General features: G+C 61.0%; 18 protein-coding genes and 1 riboswitch. Of the genes, 7 read left to right on the top strand and 11 right to left on the bottom strand.

All coding sequences use genetic code 11. The features are described 5' to 3' along the window. Nucleotides 1-285: 285 nt before the first annotated feature. The gene (locus B0G80_RS00960; protein ID WP_116116640.1) at nucleotides 286-867 is read left to right on the top strand and encodes a DJ-1/PfpI family protein; all 582 of its coding nucleotides are present in this window, start codon (nucleotides 286-288) and stop codon (nucleotides 865-867) included. A 142-nt stretch (nucleotides 868-1,009) separates the two neighbouring features. Then, complete coding sequence (locus B0G80_RS00955; RefSeq protein WP_106284544.1) at nucleotides 1,010-1,333, top strand: hypothetical protein; 324 nt, start codon at nucleotides 1,010-1,012, stop codon at nucleotides 1,331-1,333. A 3-nt stretch (nucleotides 1,334-1,336) separates the two neighbouring features. Here the strand turns inward: B0G80_RS00955 and B0G80_RS00950 are convergent, their stop codons facing one another. Beyond that, nucleotides 1,337-3,085 (bottom strand): ATP-binding protein, encoded by a 1,749-nt coding sequence (locus B0G80_RS00950; RefSeq protein WP_116116638.1) that lies wholly within the window; start codon nucleotides 3,083-3,085, stop codon nucleotides 1,337-1,339. Nucleotides 3,086-3,487: 402 nt separating this feature from the next. Here B0G80_RS00950 and B0G80_RS00945 point away from each other — a divergent pair, with 402 nt between their 5' ends. Together B0G80_RS00945 and crcB are read left to right on the top strand one after the other, a co-directional pair. Further along, nucleotides 3,488-4,675: an ammonium transporter gene (locus B0G80_RS00945; protein WP_116116636.1), complete on the top strand. Its 1,188-nt coding sequence runs from the start codon at nucleotides 3,488-3,490 to the stop codon at nucleotides 4,673-4,675. A gap of 179 nt (nucleotides 4,676-4,854) precedes the next feature. Continuing rightward, nucleotides 4,855-4,916: riboswitch (Fluoride riboswitch) on the top strand. A 78-nt stretch (nucleotides 4,917-4,994) separates the two neighbouring features. After that, a complete protein-coding gene (gene crcB, locus B0G80_RS00940) occupies nucleotides 4,995-5,375 on the top strand; it encodes a fluoride efflux transporter CrcB (RefSeq protein WP_116116634.1) in 381 nt (126 codons plus the stop codon). Here crcB and B0G80_RS47945 read toward each other — a convergent pair. The 3 genes from B0G80_RS47945 to B0G80_RS00925 all read right to left on the bottom strand — a co-directional run bounded on the left by B0G80_RS47945 (nucleotide 5,309) and on the right by B0G80_RS00925 (nucleotide 6,796). Further along, on the bottom strand, nucleotides 5,309-5,626 hold the full coding sequence (locus tag B0G80_RS47945; RefSeq protein WP_116116632.1) for a LysR family transcriptional regulator: 318 nt from the start codon (nucleotides 5,624-5,626) through the stop codon (nucleotides 5,309-5,311). The two genes, crcB and B0G80_RS47945, sit on opposite strands and share 67 nt — an antisense overlap. A gap of 89 nt (nucleotides 5,627-5,715) precedes the next feature. Beyond that, nucleotides 5,716-6,336 carry a hypothetical protein gene (locus B0G80_RS00930; protein ID WP_258878787.1) on the bottom strand — a complete coding sequence of 207 codons (621 nt, stop codon included), beginning with the start codon at nucleotides 6,334-6,336 and terminating at the stop codon, nucleotides 5,716-5,718. Nucleotides 6,337-6,514: 178 nt separating this feature from the next. Continuing rightward, complete coding sequence (locus B0G80_RS00925; protein ID WP_116116628.1) at nucleotides 6,515-6,796, bottom strand: hypothetical protein; 282 nt, start codon at nucleotides 6,794-6,796, stop codon at nucleotides 6,515-6,517. Nucleotides 6,797-7,159: 363 nt separating this feature from the next. Here B0G80_RS00925 and B0G80_RS00920 point away from each other — a divergent pair, with 363 nt between their 5' ends. Then, nucleotides 7,160-7,378 carry a hypothetical protein gene (locus tag B0G80_RS00920; protein ID WP_116116626.1) on the top strand — a complete coding sequence of 73 codons (219 nt, stop codon included), beginning with the start codon at nucleotides 7,160-7,162 and terminating at the stop codon, nucleotides 7,376-7,378. 917 nt (nucleotides 7,379-8,295) lie between these two features. After that, entirely contained in the window at nucleotides 8,296-8,580 is a 285-nt protein-coding gene (locus tag B0G80_RS00910; protein WP_116116624.1) for a hypothetical protein, read from the top strand. 198 nt (nucleotides 8,581-8,778) lie between these two features. Here B0G80_RS00910 and B0G80_RS47745 read toward each other — a convergent pair whose 3' ends face one another. The 6 genes from B0G80_RS47745 to catA all read right to left on the bottom strand — a co-directional run bounded on the left by B0G80_RS47745 (nucleotide 8,779) and on the right by catA (nucleotide 14,482). Further along, nucleotides 8,779-9,360: a hypothetical protein gene (locus B0G80_RS47745; protein WP_309568737.1), complete on the bottom strand. Its 582-nt coding sequence runs from the start codon at nucleotides 9,358-9,360 to the stop codon at nucleotides 8,779-8,781. A 396-nt stretch (nucleotides 9,361-9,756) separates the two neighbouring features. After that, nucleotides 9,757-10,533, bottom strand: a complete 777-nt coding sequence (gene benD, locus B0G80_RS00895; RefSeq protein ID WP_116116622.1) for a benzoate diol dehydrogenase BenD — start codon at nucleotides 10,531-10,533, stop codon at nucleotides 9,757-9,759. Further along, complete coding sequence (benC, locus tag B0G80_RS00890; RefSeq protein WP_116116620.1) at nucleotides 10,530-11,552, bottom strand: benzoate 1,2-dioxygenase electron transfer component BenC; 1,023 nt, start codon at nucleotides 11,550-11,552, stop codon at nucleotides 10,530-10,532. Before benC ends, benD begins: the two co-directional genes overlap by 4 nt. A 38-nt stretch (nucleotides 11,553-11,590) precedes the next feature. Beyond that, nucleotides 11,591-12,079 (bottom strand): benzoate 1,2-dioxygenase small subunit, encoded by a 489-nt coding sequence (gene benB / locus B0G80_RS00885; protein WP_106284531.1) that lies wholly within the window; start codon nucleotides 12,077-12,079, stop codon nucleotides 11,591-11,593. Next, the gene (locus tag B0G80_RS00880) at nucleotides 12,076-13,434 is read right to left on the bottom strand and encodes a Rieske 2Fe-2S domain-containing protein (protein ID WP_116116618.1); all 1,359 of its coding nucleotides are present in this window, start codon (nucleotides 13,432-13,434) and stop codon (nucleotides 12,076-12,078) included. The genes benB and B0G80_RS00880 overlap by 4 nt, the downstream gene beginning before the upstream one ends. A gap of 112 nt (nucleotides 13,435-13,546) precedes the next feature. Beyond that, nucleotides 13,547-14,482, bottom strand: a complete 936-nt coding sequence (gene catA / locus B0G80_RS00875) for a catechol 1,2-dioxygenase (protein WP_116116616.1) — start codon at nucleotides 14,480-14,482, stop codon at nucleotides 13,547-13,549. A 174-nt stretch (nucleotides 14,483-14,656) separates the two neighbouring features. On the opposite strand from catA, the gene B0G80_RS00870 reads away from it, so the two are divergent. Continuing rightward, nucleotides 14,657-15,580 carry a LysR family transcriptional regulator gene (locus B0G80_RS00870; RefSeq protein ID WP_116116614.1) on the top strand — a complete coding sequence of 308 codons (924 nt, stop codon included), beginning with the start codon at nucleotides 14,657-14,659 and terminating at the stop codon, nucleotides 15,578-15,580. 248 nt (nucleotides 15,581-15,828) lie between these two features. Here B0G80_RS00870 and B0G80_RS00865 read toward each other — a convergent pair whose 3' ends face one another. Then, nucleotides 15,829-17,292 carry a mechanosensitive ion channel family protein gene (locus B0G80_RS00865; RefSeq protein WP_116116613.1) on the bottom strand — a complete coding sequence of 488 codons (1,464 nt, stop codon included), beginning with the start codon at nucleotides 17,290-17,292 and terminating at the stop codon, nucleotides 15,829-15,831. Nucleotides 17,293-17,506: the final 214 nt, after the last annotated feature.

Genomic DNA, 17,506 nt, shown 5'->3' with positions numbered 1-17,506 from the left:
GCGTCGAGCGGCTTCCGCATGCGAAAACGCGCCAATGATACGCCGTTGCGCTGCACGCGCCTTAACGAGCGCCTGGAAGGCGGTTCGCTCGAAGCAGCGCCGCGCGCCGAGCCTTACGCCGGCGCTGAGTTCCACGGCCCGGACGCACGCGTCCGGTCGCGTCCACCGCATGATCCGTCGCGGTTCTGTCAAACGTAGTGGAGTAGACTCCCTGAGCTTATGCGTGTCAACGAGTGAGCGTCGCAGCTCATTCGCTGTGTTCCGTTGATCAATTGGAGGCATACGATGGCGGCAAAGAAGATTCTGTTTCTGACCGGCGACTTCGCCGAGGATTACGAAACGATGGTGCCGTTCCAGGCGCTGCAGGCAGTCGGCCATGTGGTCGACGCGGTCTGCCCGAACAAGAAGGCGGGCGACCGGATCAAGACCGCGATTCACGATTTCGAAGGCGATCAGACCTACACTGAAAAGCCCGGCCATCAATTCACACTCAACGCCACCTTCGACGACGCCGACCCGAGCCAATACGACGCGCTCGCGATCGCCGGCGGCCGCGCGCCGGAGTATCTGCGGCTCAACCACAAGGTGATCGAACTCGTGCGGCAATTCGCCGAAGCCGGCAAGCCGATCGCGGCCGTTTGCCACGCCGCGCAACTGCTGGCCGCCGCCGACGTGATCCGCGGCAAACGCATTTCGGCCTACCCGGCCTGCGCACCCGAAGTAAAGCTGGCGGGCGGTGAATACGCCGACATTCCCGTCGACGCCGCGATCACCGACGCCAATTTCGTCACCGCACCGGCGTGGCCCGCGCATCCCGAATGGCTGCGCCAATTCCTCGTGCTGCTCGGCACGCGCATCGAACTCTGATCTGTCTGCCTGATCCATCGGCGCGCGCATTGTCCTTGCGACAACGCGCGCACGCCAAAACTTCCCGCAATTGAGACTCGTCCGATAGTTCGTAGCGCAAGGCTTTTCTATAGTCGCCGGCTGACTTGGGAGAGCTTTTTCAATGGAACTGACCGACTGGATCGTCATTCTCGCCGTCGTATTGATCGCAATTGCCTTTTTCTGCGGACGCACGCCGGCCAACTGGTCGCGCGAAAACCGCGCGCGCCGTCTGGCGGGCACGCGCATGCTGGTTCAGGCCGCGTGTTCGGTATGGGCTGCGCTGTTGCTCGCCGCGCGCGGCCTCTTCGCCCTGGACGGGTTGCCGGGTCTGCATCCGGCGCCGCTGGAAGCCCTGACAGGCGTTACGATCCTGATAGCGTGCGGCTGCTACTGGTCGATTCGCGGTAGAAAAATGCTCAAGCCACGCCGTCTCTTTACCGCGTAACGGCTACGGCGTACTGATGCCGGGCCGCGCGTCCGCCGCATGTGCGGCGCCGCCATCACTTCCACTCCTTCGATCGCGATCTTCCACGCCCGGGCGGGCCTCGCGAATAGCTAGAGCACTCGTCACCACCGGTGGCGCCGACGTGCCGACCGCCTGCTGCGCGATCCGCGCCTCGGCCTCAGGCAGCGACAGATAGAACGTCGTGCCCACGCCTTCTTTCGACTCCGCCCACACACGTCCGCCGTGCCGCTCCACCACGCGGCGCACGAGCGCGAGGCCGATGCCCTCGCCCGCCGCCACGTTGCCATGCAAGCGCTGAAACGCGTTGAATAGCCGCGGCAAGGCGACCGCCGGAATCCCCAGGCCGTTGTCCCGCACGTAAAAGATCCGCAGCGAGTGCACACCGGGCGGCGCGGGTGTCGTACCGATCTCGATCCGGCCTTCCCGCGAAGGGTCGAGATAATTCACCGCGTTGCCGATCAGGTTCGCGAATACCTGTTCCAGCGCAGTGGGATCGCCCCACACGGCGGGCAATTCGCCCACGCTGACCGGAGCGCGGCGCGCGCGGATCGAGGCTTGCATCGCGTCGATGACGCGCGGCACGATATCGCGCACCTCGACCTTCTGCTGCCGGTACTCGACCCGGCCGACGCGCGACAGCCGCAACAACGCGTCGATGATGTGCGAAGCGCGCAGCACCGCCGTCTGCAGATAATGCAACGCTTCGCCGATGTCCTCGTCGACCACCCGCTCGATGCGCTGCCGCGTCTCGGCCGCGAGCGACGACTCGCGCACGGCGGCGCGAAGTTCGTCGCACGAACGAATCAGCTCCTTCGAGAAGCCTTGCAGATTCACCAGCGGCGCACGCAGATCGTGCGACACGCTGTAGATGAACATTTCGTTTTCCTGGGTCTGCTGACGCAAGGTCTCGTTGATCCGCGCCAGTTCGCCAGTGCGTCGCGCAAGATCGGCCCGGAAGCGCGCCTCTATGCGCTCGGCTTCGAGCAGGCGCCGGCTGGTCTCGTGCAAGGTCAGATCGAGGCGCGCGATCTCGTCGCGGCCGGGGCCGATGGGCGCCAGCGGTTCATTGCCCGCGAGGCGCCCGGCGTTGTCGGCGAGGAGCGCAAGCCGGCCACGCACGCCGCGCGTGAACAACCAGACAGCCAGCGCGACGAACAGCAGGGAGCCCAACACGGCCGCGACCACTAGGGTCTGCTGCCGCTCGCGGGCGGCGTCGGCCGCATTCGAACGCAATGTGTCGAGACGCCGCTCTTCCGTCTGGAACGCCGCGATTTGCTGACGAAAGCGGTCGAGCACATCGGACGGCGCAAGGTCGCGGAAGCGCGCGAGCACGTCGCGCCGCCGGCCCGAACGCAGCAGGTCCTGGATGCGGTCGGACCATTGCCGGTAAGCCTGCACCGACTGGCGCGCCTGAACCACGCGCTCGACTTGCGCCGGATTGTCGGCGACCAGTTCGGCCAATTGATCGATACGCCGGTCGACGTCCATCCACACCGACACCGGCGTGGAAAAGCGGCCGTCGTTGGCAAGCACCGCGCCGCGCAGCGCAACCGACTCGCCCAGCACCGGTTCGAGAATCGCGGTGGTCTGACGCAGCACGTCCTGGCTATGGATAGCCCAGCGCTCCGCCTGTGTCGCATCCGCTTGCGCCTTGACCAGTCCGGACAATAGCGACAACTCGAAGAGGGCCGGAATCGCGATCAGCAACAGGCCTTTAGTGGTCAGTCTCATGCGTGCGCATTGGGGGTCGGTGGCCCGACAGATCATGCTCGGGGACGGGACATTATGTCGGCGTTGTGCAGGAAAACAAAGCGCGCCCGCCATCGGCCAGGCCTGCGCCGCCAGCGTGCACCACAGTCGTACGAAAAACGTCAGCGTTTTGAACTAAACGTAAACAAAATCGAATAATCAGCCCCGATTTGGTTCGCATCTTTCGCGGCGGGGAGCATATGCACATAAATTGTGCGTTTTGTGTGAGTCGAGGTGCGACCACGACGGTGTGCGTGTTGCTCGGAATGCACGTGCAATCCCTTCACCGGTGCGGAGTTGCACCTCCTCGACGCGGCTCGCGCACAAATTTGGCCCGTTTCTTGCATTCAACGCCCGCTTTTTTGGCATACGCGGGACATATCGATGGAAAGTCTGAAAACCGGCACCGACACCCTCTTTCTTTTGCTCGGTGCCGCGATGGTGCTCGCCATGCACGCAGGGTTCGCGTTTCTCGAACTTGGGACAGTGCGCAAAAAGAATCAGGTCAACGCGTTGGTCAAGATTCTGGTGGACTTTTCGGTCTCGACGATCGCGTATTTCTTTATCGGCTACACCATCGCGTACGGCGTGCAGTTCTTCGGCAGCGCCGAGTCGCTGGCGGCGCACAACGGCTATGCACTGGTGCGCTTCTTCTTCCTGCTGACATTCGCCGCCGCGATTCCCGCGATCGTGTCCGGCGGCATCGCCGAACGTTCGAAGTTCAACCCGCAACTCTTCGCGACATTCGTGCTGGTCGGCTTCATCTATCCGTTCTTCGAAGGAATAGCGTGGAACAACCGCTTCGGCGTCCAGGACTGGCTTGCCCACCTGTTCGGTGTGCCGTTCCACGACTTCGCCGGCTCGGTCGTCGTGCATGCGTTCGGCGGCTGGGTCGCGTTGCCGGCCGTGCTGCTGCTCGGCGCCCGTCACGGCCGCTATCATCGCGACGGTGGGATCGCCGCGCATCCGCCTTCGAATATTCCGTTCCTCGCACTCGGCGCCTGGGTGCTGGCGGTCGGCTGGTTCGGCTTTAACGTGATGAGCGCGCAGACCATCGACAAGATCAGCGGCCTCGTCGCCGTCAATTCGCTGATGGCGATGGTCGGCGGCACGCTGACCGCGTGGCTCGCGGGCCGCAACGACCCCGGCTTCACGTACAACGGGCCGCTCGCCGGACTGGTGGCGGTCTGCGCGGGCTCCGACGTGATGCATCCGCTCGGCGCGCTGGTGACAGGCGGCATCGCCGGGGTGCTGTTCGTTTATATGTTCACCTGCGTGCAGAACCGCTGGCGCATCGACGACGTGCTCGGGGTGTGGCCGTTGCACGGCTTGTGCGGCGCGTGGGGCGGCATCGCCGCAGGCATTTTCGGCCTGCGCGCGCTCGGCGGCCTGGGCGGCGTTTCGTTCGGCGCGCAACTGGTGGGCACGCTCGGCGGAATCGTGGTCGCGACGCTCGGCGGCACGCTCGTGTACGGCGCGATCCGGTTGACGGTGGGGCTAAGGCTCGATCAGGAAGACGAATACAACGGCGCCGATCTGTCGATCCATAAGATTTCCGCGACCTCGGAGTGAAATGCGACCGGGAGCGCCGGTCGGCGCTTTCGTCTCGCGTACGCGTCGCGCCGGTGGCTTTTCAGCTCCGGCGCACGGATCGCGCCGGCGCCGAATCAGCGGCATTCCATCGGGTCACTCGCCAGCAATCCGTTGCGAGCGCTCCGACCTGTCCCCGCTTGCGCGCGCCGCTGTTAGACTTCCGCGCTGGAGATGGCATTCTCCCTTAACCGCCCTCGTGGCTGATGATGCCTGCTTCGTCCGGATGAACGCGGAGTCGGCATCGTGCTCCTCGCTCTGCCCGGTTTGTCGACACTCCGGTTTTGCCAGGCCTCCTCTCATGTATTGGTCCATACTCGCTGTCGGCATCGGCGGCGCGCTCGGTTCGTTATTCCGCTGGTTTCTGGGCATTCGCCTGAACGGCGTCTTCAGCGACTTGCCGCTCGGCACTTTCGCCGCCAACGTCATTGCCGGATATGTGATCGGCCTCGCGGTCGCAGGCTTCGCGCGGGCGCCGCAGATCGCGCCCGAATGGCGGCTCTTCGTCATCACCGGCTTGATGGGCGGTCTGTCGACTTTCTCGACTTTTTCAGCGGAAGTGGTGCAGCGCCTGCAAGACGGCCGGCTCGGCTGGGCGGCGGGCGAGATCGTGATTCACGTGGCCGCGTCGCTTCTGATGACCATGCTTGGCGTTGCGACGGTGTCGCTGCTGTCTCGCTGAAGTCGCACTCTTCTCGATTCGCTCATCCGCACGTCTTCGACGCTCGCCAGTCCGGCGGCGTGCAGGTCCGCGCCACGCCGCGTCCGATTGAACAGCTTGACGCCCAGCGCCTTTTCCCTGCGCGTGAGCGCCTGACTCAGCGCGGGTTGCGCGATGTTCAACCGGTCAGCGGCGCGCGCACGGCCGAATCCGAAGACCCGGCCGCTATTGGCACCGTACTGCGAGTGGGCTGGCGACAAATCGACGCTCATAGCGACGCCGGTTTCGGTCCATCAAAATTTGAGTGGAAGCGCTCCTTGCCGACGGTTGAGACCGTCTGCGAGCTTGCGCCTTGAGCTCTTTAGCGAACCCTCGATTTTCCACCACTCTTCGCCCGGCGCCTGAAGAGCACAGCGAATCCAAGCGCGACAAGCAAGGCCACTATCAGACCGGCGCTCATGCCCGTCGTGCCGCGCCTTTCATCCGGACTGGAAGCAGCGGAAGCGGCAGCAAGCGAAGAGCTCGGCGTTTCAACCGGCTTCGGGAGCGCCACACCGGCGGCACTCCCCTGGCGCACGAGAGAGGCCTCCGACGTCGGGGACGCCTGAGATGCGACCGCAGGAACGGTATCCCCAGTCGGACCGACAGGAGCACTTTCAGTGGATGAAGCCATGGCCGGAGCCTGTGCGGCGTTAGAACTCGCTTCGGCAGATCTGGCCAGCGCCTTCCACCTGGCGAATACCGTATCAATGCAATGAACGTCGCTGCATGCGTTGCGCGATTGCCGCCACTGAGCGACCTGTTCGCGCGAAAGCTTGCCGCTGCTCAACAGAGCCTGTTGTTGCGCGGAGATATCGTCGTATTCGTTGTTCAGGATGGCGTGGTCGCATATGACGCGTTCAGCCGGTTGTCGCGTGGTTGCACATTGAATATCGCTTGCCCATGCTCCGGTTGGACCCAAAGCCGCCATTGACAGCAGCATTGGCAGAAATCGCTTTAAATGCACCGGCCCTCCTTGAATGTCGTTGCCTTGTTAAAAGTGCGGTCGCTCGCGAGCGAAATTCCCTATGCCTGCGGCAGGGTCACGAGACCGTTCACAGTGCCGCCGCATGAGGCGGCACTCGAAGCAGCTTACCGAATCTGGCTCGCAGTCGCTGATTTCATGTCACGGTTAAAAGAGACCTCGCCTGTTCGAGGAGAGCTTGCGACGCGGCGAACTCATTGCGCCCTGCCATCGTCAGCGCCGCTTTGCCTGTGCGAACGAACAGATCGTCGTCAGATGTTACGACGGCACTCGCCTCTGGACCGGGACGGTCGTACCGGCGAAAGAATTCGAGCATTTGCGACGCATCCAATCGCGAATCCTCAGGACCCGCCCTGGCTAGAATCTCGGCGGCTGCTGCTAGCTGTCGAGTGGCCTGGAGGAATTCAGTACGGTCCATGAAACTTGCCCCATGAGTCACCGTGGTCGATTAGTCACCGTGGTCGATTGTTCGAAGAGTTTAGCGCAAGACTTTCCAACGCTGCCGACGTCGGCGGCTAGACGACGCGACTGAGTTCTAACGTACATCACCTCTGAACTGACGATTGCCGCCCTGTCCAGGGCATGCGGTTCGCGTAAGTGTTGGCCTCGACGGCAGCGGACAAGCTGAAATGTTCGCCTAAACCCAACATCGGATCACGCCTTCGCCCGGCTAAATCGGCATCAACAAGGCTTGCAGCCCCGACTCGAATGGCTCTGCGGAAACGACCTCTCCGTCGGCACGATCGTTGCAAATATGGCTGCCTCAACGGAGGTTGCCATCATGTGCGTCTTGCAGGGTTTCGTTAATGCCATTCCGCTGCGTGCGTCTTCACTTGTCGCCGCCGCTACCATCTCTGTCGTGGTGATCTGCGGCGCCGGCATCGCAGCATTCGTTGGGTTGCTGCCCGAGTCGGATGACGTGGCCGTCGCAGTGACGGCGACGCCGTTAATCGACATGCAAGTCGACGCTTATATGAAGCGTGTCGCAAGTGCGTATTGAACCGCCAGCCGTAAAGCAGGCGCGAACGCCGCAGCCTTGCGCTGCTCGTTTACGTGCGAGCTACCGCGACGCCGATCCCAATCAGCTATCAGGAGCGCAGTACGCCTTTCAAGCGCCCCAGTTCAGCGGGTCTCGTGTATGAGCGGTACAACTCGCCAACCGTGCCGAATGCCAGGGCCGGTTTGAGAGTGGCACCGGGAAGTGCGTGAGTAATCCAATCAAAGGCATTCATTTCACGTTGAGCGGCATGCACCGCCGCGGTAAGCACGGTGAGGGCTCGTTCTGCGGAGTGCCCACCCAGGTCGACGAAGCAGCTCTCAAATGGATGCTTCGTTATGCTCTCGACGTGTAACGCTGACTTTCGAACGTCCAAATCAACCTCCTTCGTGGATTGCCCATCCTGTATAGCAACTGAATATGACAATACATCGCGTTGTCCCGCCAACGATTCGACTCGCCTCGCGCGAGCATGACGGTCGCGCTGCGGCGCGGTAACCGTCCAGGAGAATTGGCGCGCAGCAACGCGGCGTGAACAGGCGCACACCCTTTTCGAATCCAGTCGCGAGTATTCCTCGTATATGCAGTCAGATCCGCGCGATTACGCGTGGCAACTCTGGAGGAATACATCTTGAAATACGGGTCTGTGTTCGTCGCTGTCGCGCTGTCGCGCCGTCTGCCGATGCCGAAGTAACAGGACAGGCAATCGACCTCAGGCGCTCGAATTCGGCGTAACGCTGTCATTTTCGGTGCCGGGCCACGACTCACCTGCATGCATCGCATCGGGACGCAGCCAATGTCCGCCCTGATTGCGCTGGAGTAGCTGCTTGCGAATCGCCGCTGCGCAACCGGTCAGCTTTTAGCGGCATACGAGACTTCGGCGCGACTGACGCACGCGTCTGCATCAAAGGAGAATCACCATGGAAAAGTCGGCGACGAAACTTCTGTTCGCGCGTGTCGCTATCGTGTCGCTTTGCGCGTGCGCCGCGACGCTTGCGCAGGCTGGCGGGAATGGCAATGGCGGGTCTGGCGGCGGCGGTGCTCACGGTGCCGCGACCGCAGGCATGACGTACCACAGCGAGCCCGTCTCGAGTCCCTGGAACCGGGTTCCTGGCGACATGAGCAAGAGCGCGGACACGGCGCATCAGGATATGCCCGGCATGACTCCCAACTACAACACTGTGCCGGATAAATCAGTGCAATGAATGCCTGAAAGTTTGCCGGCGCGAGGCGGTTCATCGTCTGCGCGCCCGGCAACATGTTTGAATGGCGCGCTACCTCAGGTGGGAATGCCGCTGCCCGCGCCCGGCTTCACATACCGACAATTCGCGCCGCTGCCGGGCCAGAAAAACGTTACTCGGGCCAGCCGGAAGGCGTAATAGCCGATTACGCTCGTCGCCTCTTCATTTCGCCAATTGCACTGGCAAGCGCATGAAGTTTTCGATGAGCCGCAGCAAGTCCGTCTCATCCGGCCGCGTACCCCATCGGCTGTATCCCGCAACCGACGCAATGGCGAACCAGGAATGCGGCGGAAACCATTCTGCTCGCACTGTCGCGCCGCCGATGATTCGCAGTCGTCCCGTATCGCTGAGGAACTCAGCGTGAATCTCCTCATCGCCGACGGTTTTGCTGGCGATGACTGGCGTGGACCGAAGCATGAAGCCCTCCTGCGATTTCTGGCTGCAAAAGCGGATGCTGTTGAACTGGCTCTCCCGAAGAAAACGAACGTGGCCGGGACGTTTGCATCCACCCGCCGAGTCAGCGACGAAGACCGAGGTTTTCCTGATGACGCTGCGCATTTGATACGCACGTTGCATGCCGGACAGAGCAAACGCCCGATAGCCGAGCTTTTGCCCGGCGCGCATTTGCGGGCCGCATGGTTGGAGGGCGATTGGGTTTGTCGGATGCACGGAAAATGAACTGCGAGGCACCTGTTCTGTGCTGGGCAGCGCGCCGCGGAAAGGCAACGCGATGTGCTCGCGCAACCCGCGGCCGACTCTCCCACAAGGTTCGAAAAGAGACCGCGCGAGAGGCGTACTCTTACGACGGAGCGAAATCGTCGTGGCACTGGAACAGCTGTGCCTCGACTCGGCCGCCGCCGACGATCGCGCCCGAAGTCATCGATGCCTATTCTGAAATGGTGAACGGCGCGGTCGGCCGATATTGCTCGGACGTGACGCGTTACACGACCAGCAGTTTCCTTCGCGTGAAATTGGGGGACACGCTGCAGCGGCGCAGTGCCGCTATGTATATTTACGAGAGCCTCGAGGAGGCTTCGTCTCACGAGGCACGCCAGCCGATGCACCCGCAAACAACGCGAGGTGCGCGCCGCCGCCGGCCCTGCTGATTGCGCGAGCCCGTTGACCGGTAAGCGTGACGAATCAACCCGTGTCGCCGCCCGCTACTGGCAACACCGTGCCGGTGATATAACCCGCCTCGTCCGAGGCGAGGAACAGGATCGGCGCGGCCTGTTCGTCGATGCTGCCGTAGCGCTTCAGGAAAGTCGATTCAGTGACCTGCTTCACCGCTTCGCCCATCCAGATTTTTTCCTGCTCGCTGTCGCCGACAGCATTGCGCGGCACACGTCGCGGCGGCGCATCGGTCCCGCCCGGCGCAGTAGCGACTACGCGGATGTTGTGCTCCGCGTATTCCATCGCCAGCGACTGCGTGATCGCATTGACACCGCCCTTGGCCGCCGAATACGGCACGCGGCGGATCCCGCGAGTCGCATTCGAGGACACGTTCACGATGGTCCCGCCTCCGCGCTTGAGCAGGTACGGCAAGACTGCATGGCATGCGTACAGCGTCGGCATAAGCGAGCGGCGAATTTCCGCATCGATTTGCGCAGGCTCGAACTCGGCGAAGGGACGCATGCGAATCGCGCCCCCCACGCCGTTAATCAGAATGTCGACGCCGCCGAACGTGCGCGCGGCGAAGGCCATCGCCGACGCGGCGCCTTCGTACGCCTCGAGATCGGCGACAAACCCGGCTGTTTCTGCGCCACGCGCTTCGGCGGCGACTTCCGCCACGAACTCCGCGCGATCCACGAACAGCACCTTGCCGCCTTCGGCGGCTGCACGAAGCGCCACCGCTCGACCGATGCCCTGCGCGGCGCCGGTGACCACCATGACCCTGCCGGCGAATCGTTGCGTGTTCATGCGGTCCTCGGAGCGGCGTTAGGCGTGAACTTCTCGTAGTGGAAGCTGTTGGGCTTCACACCGTTGTCGTCGAAATGCTTGCGCACTGCGTCGACCATCGGCGGGGGTCCGCACAGGTACACATCCACGTCGCCATCGTTGACGGCCTCCGCCGGCATATGCTGCGTCACCCAACCTTTGCGAGGATGGGTCGACTCCGTGTCGGCCACGACCGTGCTGTAAGTGAAGTTCGGCAACTTCGCCACGTAGGTTTCGATTGCATCGACCTGCACGAGGTCGAGGTCTCGCGTTACGCCGTAAATCAGATGGACTTTCTGCTGCGAATTCGTGCGAGCCAGCACTTCAAGCATCGACAGGAACGGTGCCAGGCCCGTGCCGCCGGCGAGGAACAGCAAGGGTCTCTCGACAGCGCGCAGATAGAAGCTGCCTAGCGGTCCCGTCAGTTCCACCTTGTTGCCTGCCTGCGCGGATTCGAGCCACGTGCTCATCACACCGCCGGAAATTTTCTTGATCAGAAAACTGATTTTCGATTCGCCCGGCGCCGACGAAAAAGAATACGAACGGTGCTGACCGCTGCCAGGCACGTCGATATTGACATACTGGCCCGGCAGAAACACCGGCGCGGTGGCATCCACATCCAGTTCGAGCACGATGGCCGCATCGTTGTGCGCTTCGACCTTGGATACGGTCGCGGCGAACTTGCTCTGCTCAGTCTTGCATGCGGTGGATGATGCCGGCACCGCAATGACGCAATCGCTTTGCGGCACCATCTGGCAGGTGAGCACGAGACCACCTTCCTTCTCATCCTCGCTCAGCGCGTCTTCAATGTAGTCGTCGCCCAGGTCGTAGCTTCCACTCTCCGCGCGGCACTTGCAGGTGCCGCACACGCCGTCGGAGCAATCCATCGGCAGATTGATTTTTGCGCGAAAGGCGGCGTCGAGCACCTTCTCGCCCGCCTTGCATGTCACGAAGCGGGTCACGCCGTCTTCAAAATTCAGTGCAATGTTGTAGCTGGACATCTTGCCTCCTGTACTTCTCATTTCCGCGGTGTTCGCGCTCAAACGTGATAGACGTCGAGTACCTGGCGGATGTAGTCGTCCTTCAATACGATGCGCTTGTAGCAGATCAACAGTTCATTGTTGACCTTGCGCAGAGTGACGAACATCGTGCCGAAAAACTGGTCAGTGGTTTTATAACGGTGGCTGAGCGTGTTGAAGTTGTAGCGCACGTCCACTTCGTTCTCGCGCTCGGCCAGCACTTCCACATTGGTCACGTTGTGACTGGTTCGCGGTTCCGGCATCGAGGCACTGCTGCGCTCGGTCTTGATGCGGAACACACGGTCTTCCAGGCCGCCACGGTCCGGGTAATACATCAGCGAAATCTGACTCTCGTGGTCGTCGGTGAGTTGGTCATCGTCATCCCACGCCGGCATCCAGTACGTCACGTCCTCGGTATAGCAGGCAAGCCAGTCGTCCCATTGACGGTCGTCGAGCAGGCGCGCTTCGCGGAACAGCGCGGCGCAAATTTTCTGGTGATCGAAGCTCATGCCAAAGCCTCCCCTCGTTCCTTCCTGAGTGCGTCGCGCATCACATGGACCCAGTACTCGTGTTGGCAGACGAACAGGCCTTCGTCTTCGCTTCGCTCGCCTGAAATGCGCGGTTTCAGACCCATATTTTTTGCGTTCGTGTCGGCTCCTTCGACCCACAGCGGCGCGCCGCGCGACAGGTCGTTCCACATTGCAGTGGTGCCGGCATAACCCGCCTGGCAGGCACGGAATTCTTCGAGATCATCCGCGGTGCCCATGCCCGAGACGTTGAAGAAGTCTTCATATTGGCGAATGCGGGTAGCCCGGTCGGATGCGCTCTCGCCCTTCGGCGCGAAACAGAAGATGCTGACTTCGGTCTTATCCACGCTGATCGGACGTACGACGCGAATCTGCGTGCTGAACTGGTCCATCAAAAACACGTTCGGATACAGACAAAGATTGCGCGTCTGGTTGACGATGAAGTCGGCCTTCACCTCGCCCACGCGTGCCTTGATTTCGTCGCGGTATTGATAGACGGGGCGCACTTCCGGGTTCATCGTCCTGGTCCACAACAGGATGTGGCCGTGCTCGAACCCGTACACGCCGGCTACCGACTTGCTCCAACTATTCGCATCCACGGCCTTGGTGCCCTCCACCTTGCGGCGGTCCATCGTGGCGGCGTAATTCCAGTGCACGGTGCTGACGTGGTAGCCGTCGCAGCCGTTCTCCATCTGCATCTTCCAGTTGCCGTCGTAGATATACGAGGAATTGCCGCGCAACACTTCCAGCCCGTCCGGAGCCTGGTCGACGATCTGGTCGATGATGACCCGGGTCTCGCCGAGGTAGTCCTCGAGCGGAATCGCGTCCGCGTTGAGCGTGCCGAACAGGAAGCCGCGATAGCTCTGGAAACGTGCGACTTTTTTCAGATCATGCGAACCGTTGGTGTTGAATTGCACCGGATATTCGGTGGTCTTTACGTCTTTCACTTTCAGCAGCTTGCCGGTGTTGGCGAAGCTCCAGCCGTGGAAAGGACACGTGAAAGTGCCTTTGTTGCCGTGCTTTTTACGGCACAGCATCGCACCCTTGTGCGCGCAGGCATTGATGACCCCGTGCAGTTCGCCGCTTTTGTCACGAGTGACCACGACGGGCTGACGGCCAATCCAGGCGGTGTAGTAGTCGTTGTTATTGGGAATCTGGCTTTCATGCGCGAGATAGACCCAGTTGCTCTCGAAAATGTGCTTCATTTCGAGCTCGAACAATTCAGCGTTCGTGAAGATGTCGCGGCGGCAACGGAATACGCCGTTTTGTTTGTCGTCCTGAACCGCTGTGTGCAGCAGTTCATCGAGTTGCGAAGTTTTGTCGAAAGTTGCGGACATGAGTGCTCTCCTACGCGTGCTCCAACTCATGGAGCACGCGCATCAGTGTCGAAAGATTCTTGCGAAGGATTGAGCGGCAGCAGTGGTACGACGCAGCGGCCGCGTTCAGTGCTCAGGCGTTGGCAGACGCCCGCAGACGACGCACGAGCTGGTTATCCTTGCCCTGAATCAGCGGAGTCAACTCGATGTCGAACTGGATTTCCTTATACGCATCGGTCTTCATTCCCAGCGCAGTGCCGCCGGTCTTTTCAACCACGTGGGGAATCAGATCTTCGCGAGTGGCGTAAGCGAAGTCGTCCCAGATCAACGGATCACCCTCGATGTTGATTTGCGTCGTCAGCTTGCGGGACTTGTCGGAGGTGACGAAGAAATGCACATGCGCGGGGCGGTTGCCATGGCGGCCGAGCACGTCCAGCAGTTGCTGGGTCGCGCCATGCGGCGGACAGCCATAGCCGACCGGCATGAGCGTACGGAACTCGTACCTGCCGTCAATGCCGGTGCCGACCGCGCCGCGCAGATTGAAGTCGCTCTGCGCGCCGGTCGGGTCAAAGTGCGAATAGAAGCCTTTCGAGTTCGCGTGCCAGCATTCGACCAACGCGCCCGCCACGGGCTCGCCATCCGGGCCGGTTACCGTGCCGCGGATAACCAGCGGGCCGGCGTCATCGTCCGGATCGATATCGATTTTCGCCACGCCATCGCGCACCGGCGCGCCGGCCACATACAGCGGACCTTCGATCGTACGCGGCGTGCCGCCGGTAATTTCAGCCGCCTTGTCCTCCGCGTCCATGCGGATGTCGAGGTATTTCTCCAGACCGAGACCGGCAGCCAGCAGCGCGGCTTCGCCGTCCTGGCCGAGCTTGTTGAAGTAGTGGACGCCGGCCCAGATTTCGTCGGGCGTCATGTCGAGGTCGTCGATGGCCTTGAACAGGTCGCCGAGCAGTCGATTGACTATCTGCTTCGCGCGAGCACCGCCGTCCTGGCTACCCACGTTGGTAGCGGCCTTCAGCAGGTCTTGCACCTCCTTCGTATCGAACACTTTGACGCTCATGTCTTCTCCTGAATCTCTATTTTCCGATCGGGTAAACCCTCGGTTTAGCGCCCTCCAGAATATGCCTGAGAGGTATAATGAGTGCTGAAACAGAGTGTGAATGCAGAATAATTGACCCGGGAAGGCGCCGTCCAACACTGATTTGGTATCGGTCTATATCTGTGAGGTATTGACATGGAACTGCGGCATCTTCGCTATTTCGTCGCCGTAGCCGAGGAACGCAATTTCACGCGCGCGGCACAGCGGCTGAACATGGCGCAACCGCCTTTGAGCCGCCAGATCCAGCAGCTCGAAGAGCTACTCGAGGTGCAGCTATTCCAGCGTGATTCGCGTCCGTTGAAGCTCACCGAGACGGGTAAGTTCTTCTATGCCCACGCCGTCCAGTTACTGGCCCAGACGTCCGAACTCGAATCCATGACGCGGCGCGTGGGGAACATCGAGCGCAGCCTCTCTGTCGGTTTCGTGGGCTCCACGTTGTATGGAATGCTGCCCAAAATCATCCGGCGCTTTCGCGACGAAAACACTACCGTCGAACTCAGCCTTCACGAGATGTCGACAATGGACCAGATCCGAGCGCTAAAAGACGGTCAGATCGATGTCGGGTTCGGTCGTATTCGGCACGAGGACGCCAACATCCGCCGGGTGACTCTTCGCGAGGAGAAGATGATCGTTGCATTCCCGGAGGGCCATCCACTCTCACTAGCGAAACCCGTCCTTGCTCTCAGCGACCTGGTCAACGAAACGCTGATTATTTTCCCTAAGGCGCCGCGCCCCAGTTATGCCGACCAGGTGCTGTCGGCATTCGAAGACCGCGGTCTCAAGCCGCGCCGGATCTACGAAGTGCGGGAGTTGCAGATTGCGCTAGGCCTCGTAGCAGCGGGGGAAGGCATTTCTGTCGTTCCGAGTAGCGTGTACGGCCTGAAGCGCGACGATGTGAGCTACAAAGAGCTGGACGACCCTACTCTGGTATCGCCAATCATCATGAGCATGCGTGCGCTCGACGAATCGCGCGACATTCGGGAAATGCTTGAACTCATCTATCGGCTGTACGAGGAGGAAAAGATAAGCTTTGCACCCCGTAACGATTCGGGGCGGTGATATCCGCCATGCACCGGGGTTTGGCACCGGACGTCGACGGTGCCGAACAGCCCAATATGCGCGCGTTGCGACGAAATGCCTGCGGCGGCTGGTCGACTACCCTCGGGATATTCAGAGCCGTGCAACAGCAGTTCACGCATAGGCTTACACAGATTAAAAGATTACCGGAGTGCTCGACCGGGAAAACGTCTTGCCTGTAGCGCAGCTTCCTGCAGTGGAAACCTATTTTCCGTGTGCGACGAAGGGACTCACGAATCGTTACGCAGAGAGTGCAGTTGCCGAACCTTGTCGAAAAGCCACTGGAAAACCGAATGGTCTGTCTCCTGCTCTGCAGGAATCGGCGTCATCAGCTTGCTGATTGCGTTCTGACGATAGGCCAGCAGTTCACACATCTGCTTCGCCACTTGCGGATGCTCCTTCAGGAACGAAGTCATATCCTCCTTGCTTACCTGATATAGCAGGCAAGGGGTAAGTGTCGCAATGGAAACGTGCATAGGAAGTCCGGCGAGCAGCCCCGTTTCGCCAAATGTTTCATCCGGTCCGATACGGGCAATTTCACGGGCGCCGGACGATTCAGTATAGGTAACGGCAAGTACGCCGGAGTGGACAATTGACAGACTATCCGGGACCGTTTCAGACGCCAGAACCTGTTGATTAGCCTGGTATTCGTGTCTGGAAAGTCGCGCTGCAAGCCGTGTGACTTCATCGCTTGTCAGGCTTTCGAATAGATTCACTCGTTTTAGAAGTGCTTCCTTGGCGTCATGCGCGGTAGCGGTTGGCGCGGGCATCCCTAGTGCGCGCAGTGCCACACCTGATGCCGCGAGATGCCGATAACAGAGGTCGAAAAGCTCGTTAGATGCAGATAGTTTTTTGGACATATCGTCGACAAAGCCAACCACCTCGTATTGCACCGAGTTCAACGTGGTGCGTTTCATGCGAGCGGAGGGAGCGGGAACGTCAAGGATGGCGTTGCACCCGGTCAGGGCGCGGCTTAAGGCGTCGAGCACGGTCTTCGGCCGTGCCTCCGGCTCAATCTCCAGGACCAGCGAGAGGCCGTGAACATTCGTCGGCCTGCTGTTGTTGGATATTTTTGCCTTTGCGGCGACGGCATTGGGAACAATAAGAGTGTTGCCCTGACCGGTCAGCAGATGCGTGGCGCGCCAGTTCATCTCGACGACCTTGCCTTCAACATCATCAATCTCCACCCAGTCGCCAACAGAATACGGCTCCGTGGTATTGAGTACGATTCCCGCAAAGACGTCGCTGAGTGTGCTCTGGATTGCCAGGCCAAGCACAATGGCGAGGGCACCCGACGTAGCAACGAGGCCGCGCACCGGCAGCTCGAGGACAAACCCAAGGGCGGCCACGACCGCAGCGAGGAATACCACCGCGCCAAATACGTCCGAGAATAGCCGCTGCCGTCGCCAGGCGCTTGGTAGTAGCAGCGTATCGAGCGAAAGCGTAAGCAGACGCGCTGCCATCAGCCACCAGATTATTTCAAGCACCTGCCCGACCCAGTGCAATTCGACGGCGTCCGCGTAGGGCGCCTGGGTGAATGGGCTCAGGCCGGACGCGAAAAGTACCCAGCTCAACACCGAAAAAAGCGTAAGCCGTATCAGGAGCCGAGCCAATTCATGCGCAGGGAGTCGGAAACGCCATACGATGATGTCGAGAGCGACGATACCGAATCCCAGAATCAGTGGATATTTCACAGACGTTCCTCAGCAGGCGACCTTGGGAGGATATCTCATCGTCTACGCCTCACAACCGCTGCAGGTTCAACTTGCTAGTGATGAGCTGCGGCTAATCTGCGGAAAAGACCCCTGCCGCCGATATGCAGCTGATTCGCATCCGAAGAGGCCCATTCGAGCATGTCGTTTGCGAGCGAAGTTGCAATCGTGCCAATCTGTTTCAGGTCTTCGGTCG

The organism is Paraburkholderia sp. BL6669N2, from assembly GCF_003387275.1.
Lineage (GTDB): Bacteria > Pseudomonadota > Gammaproteobacteria > Burkholderiales > Burkholderiaceae > Paraburkholderia.
Note: the sequence above shows the minus strand (reverse complement) of the source record. Positions and strands in the feature narration are given on the sequence as shown.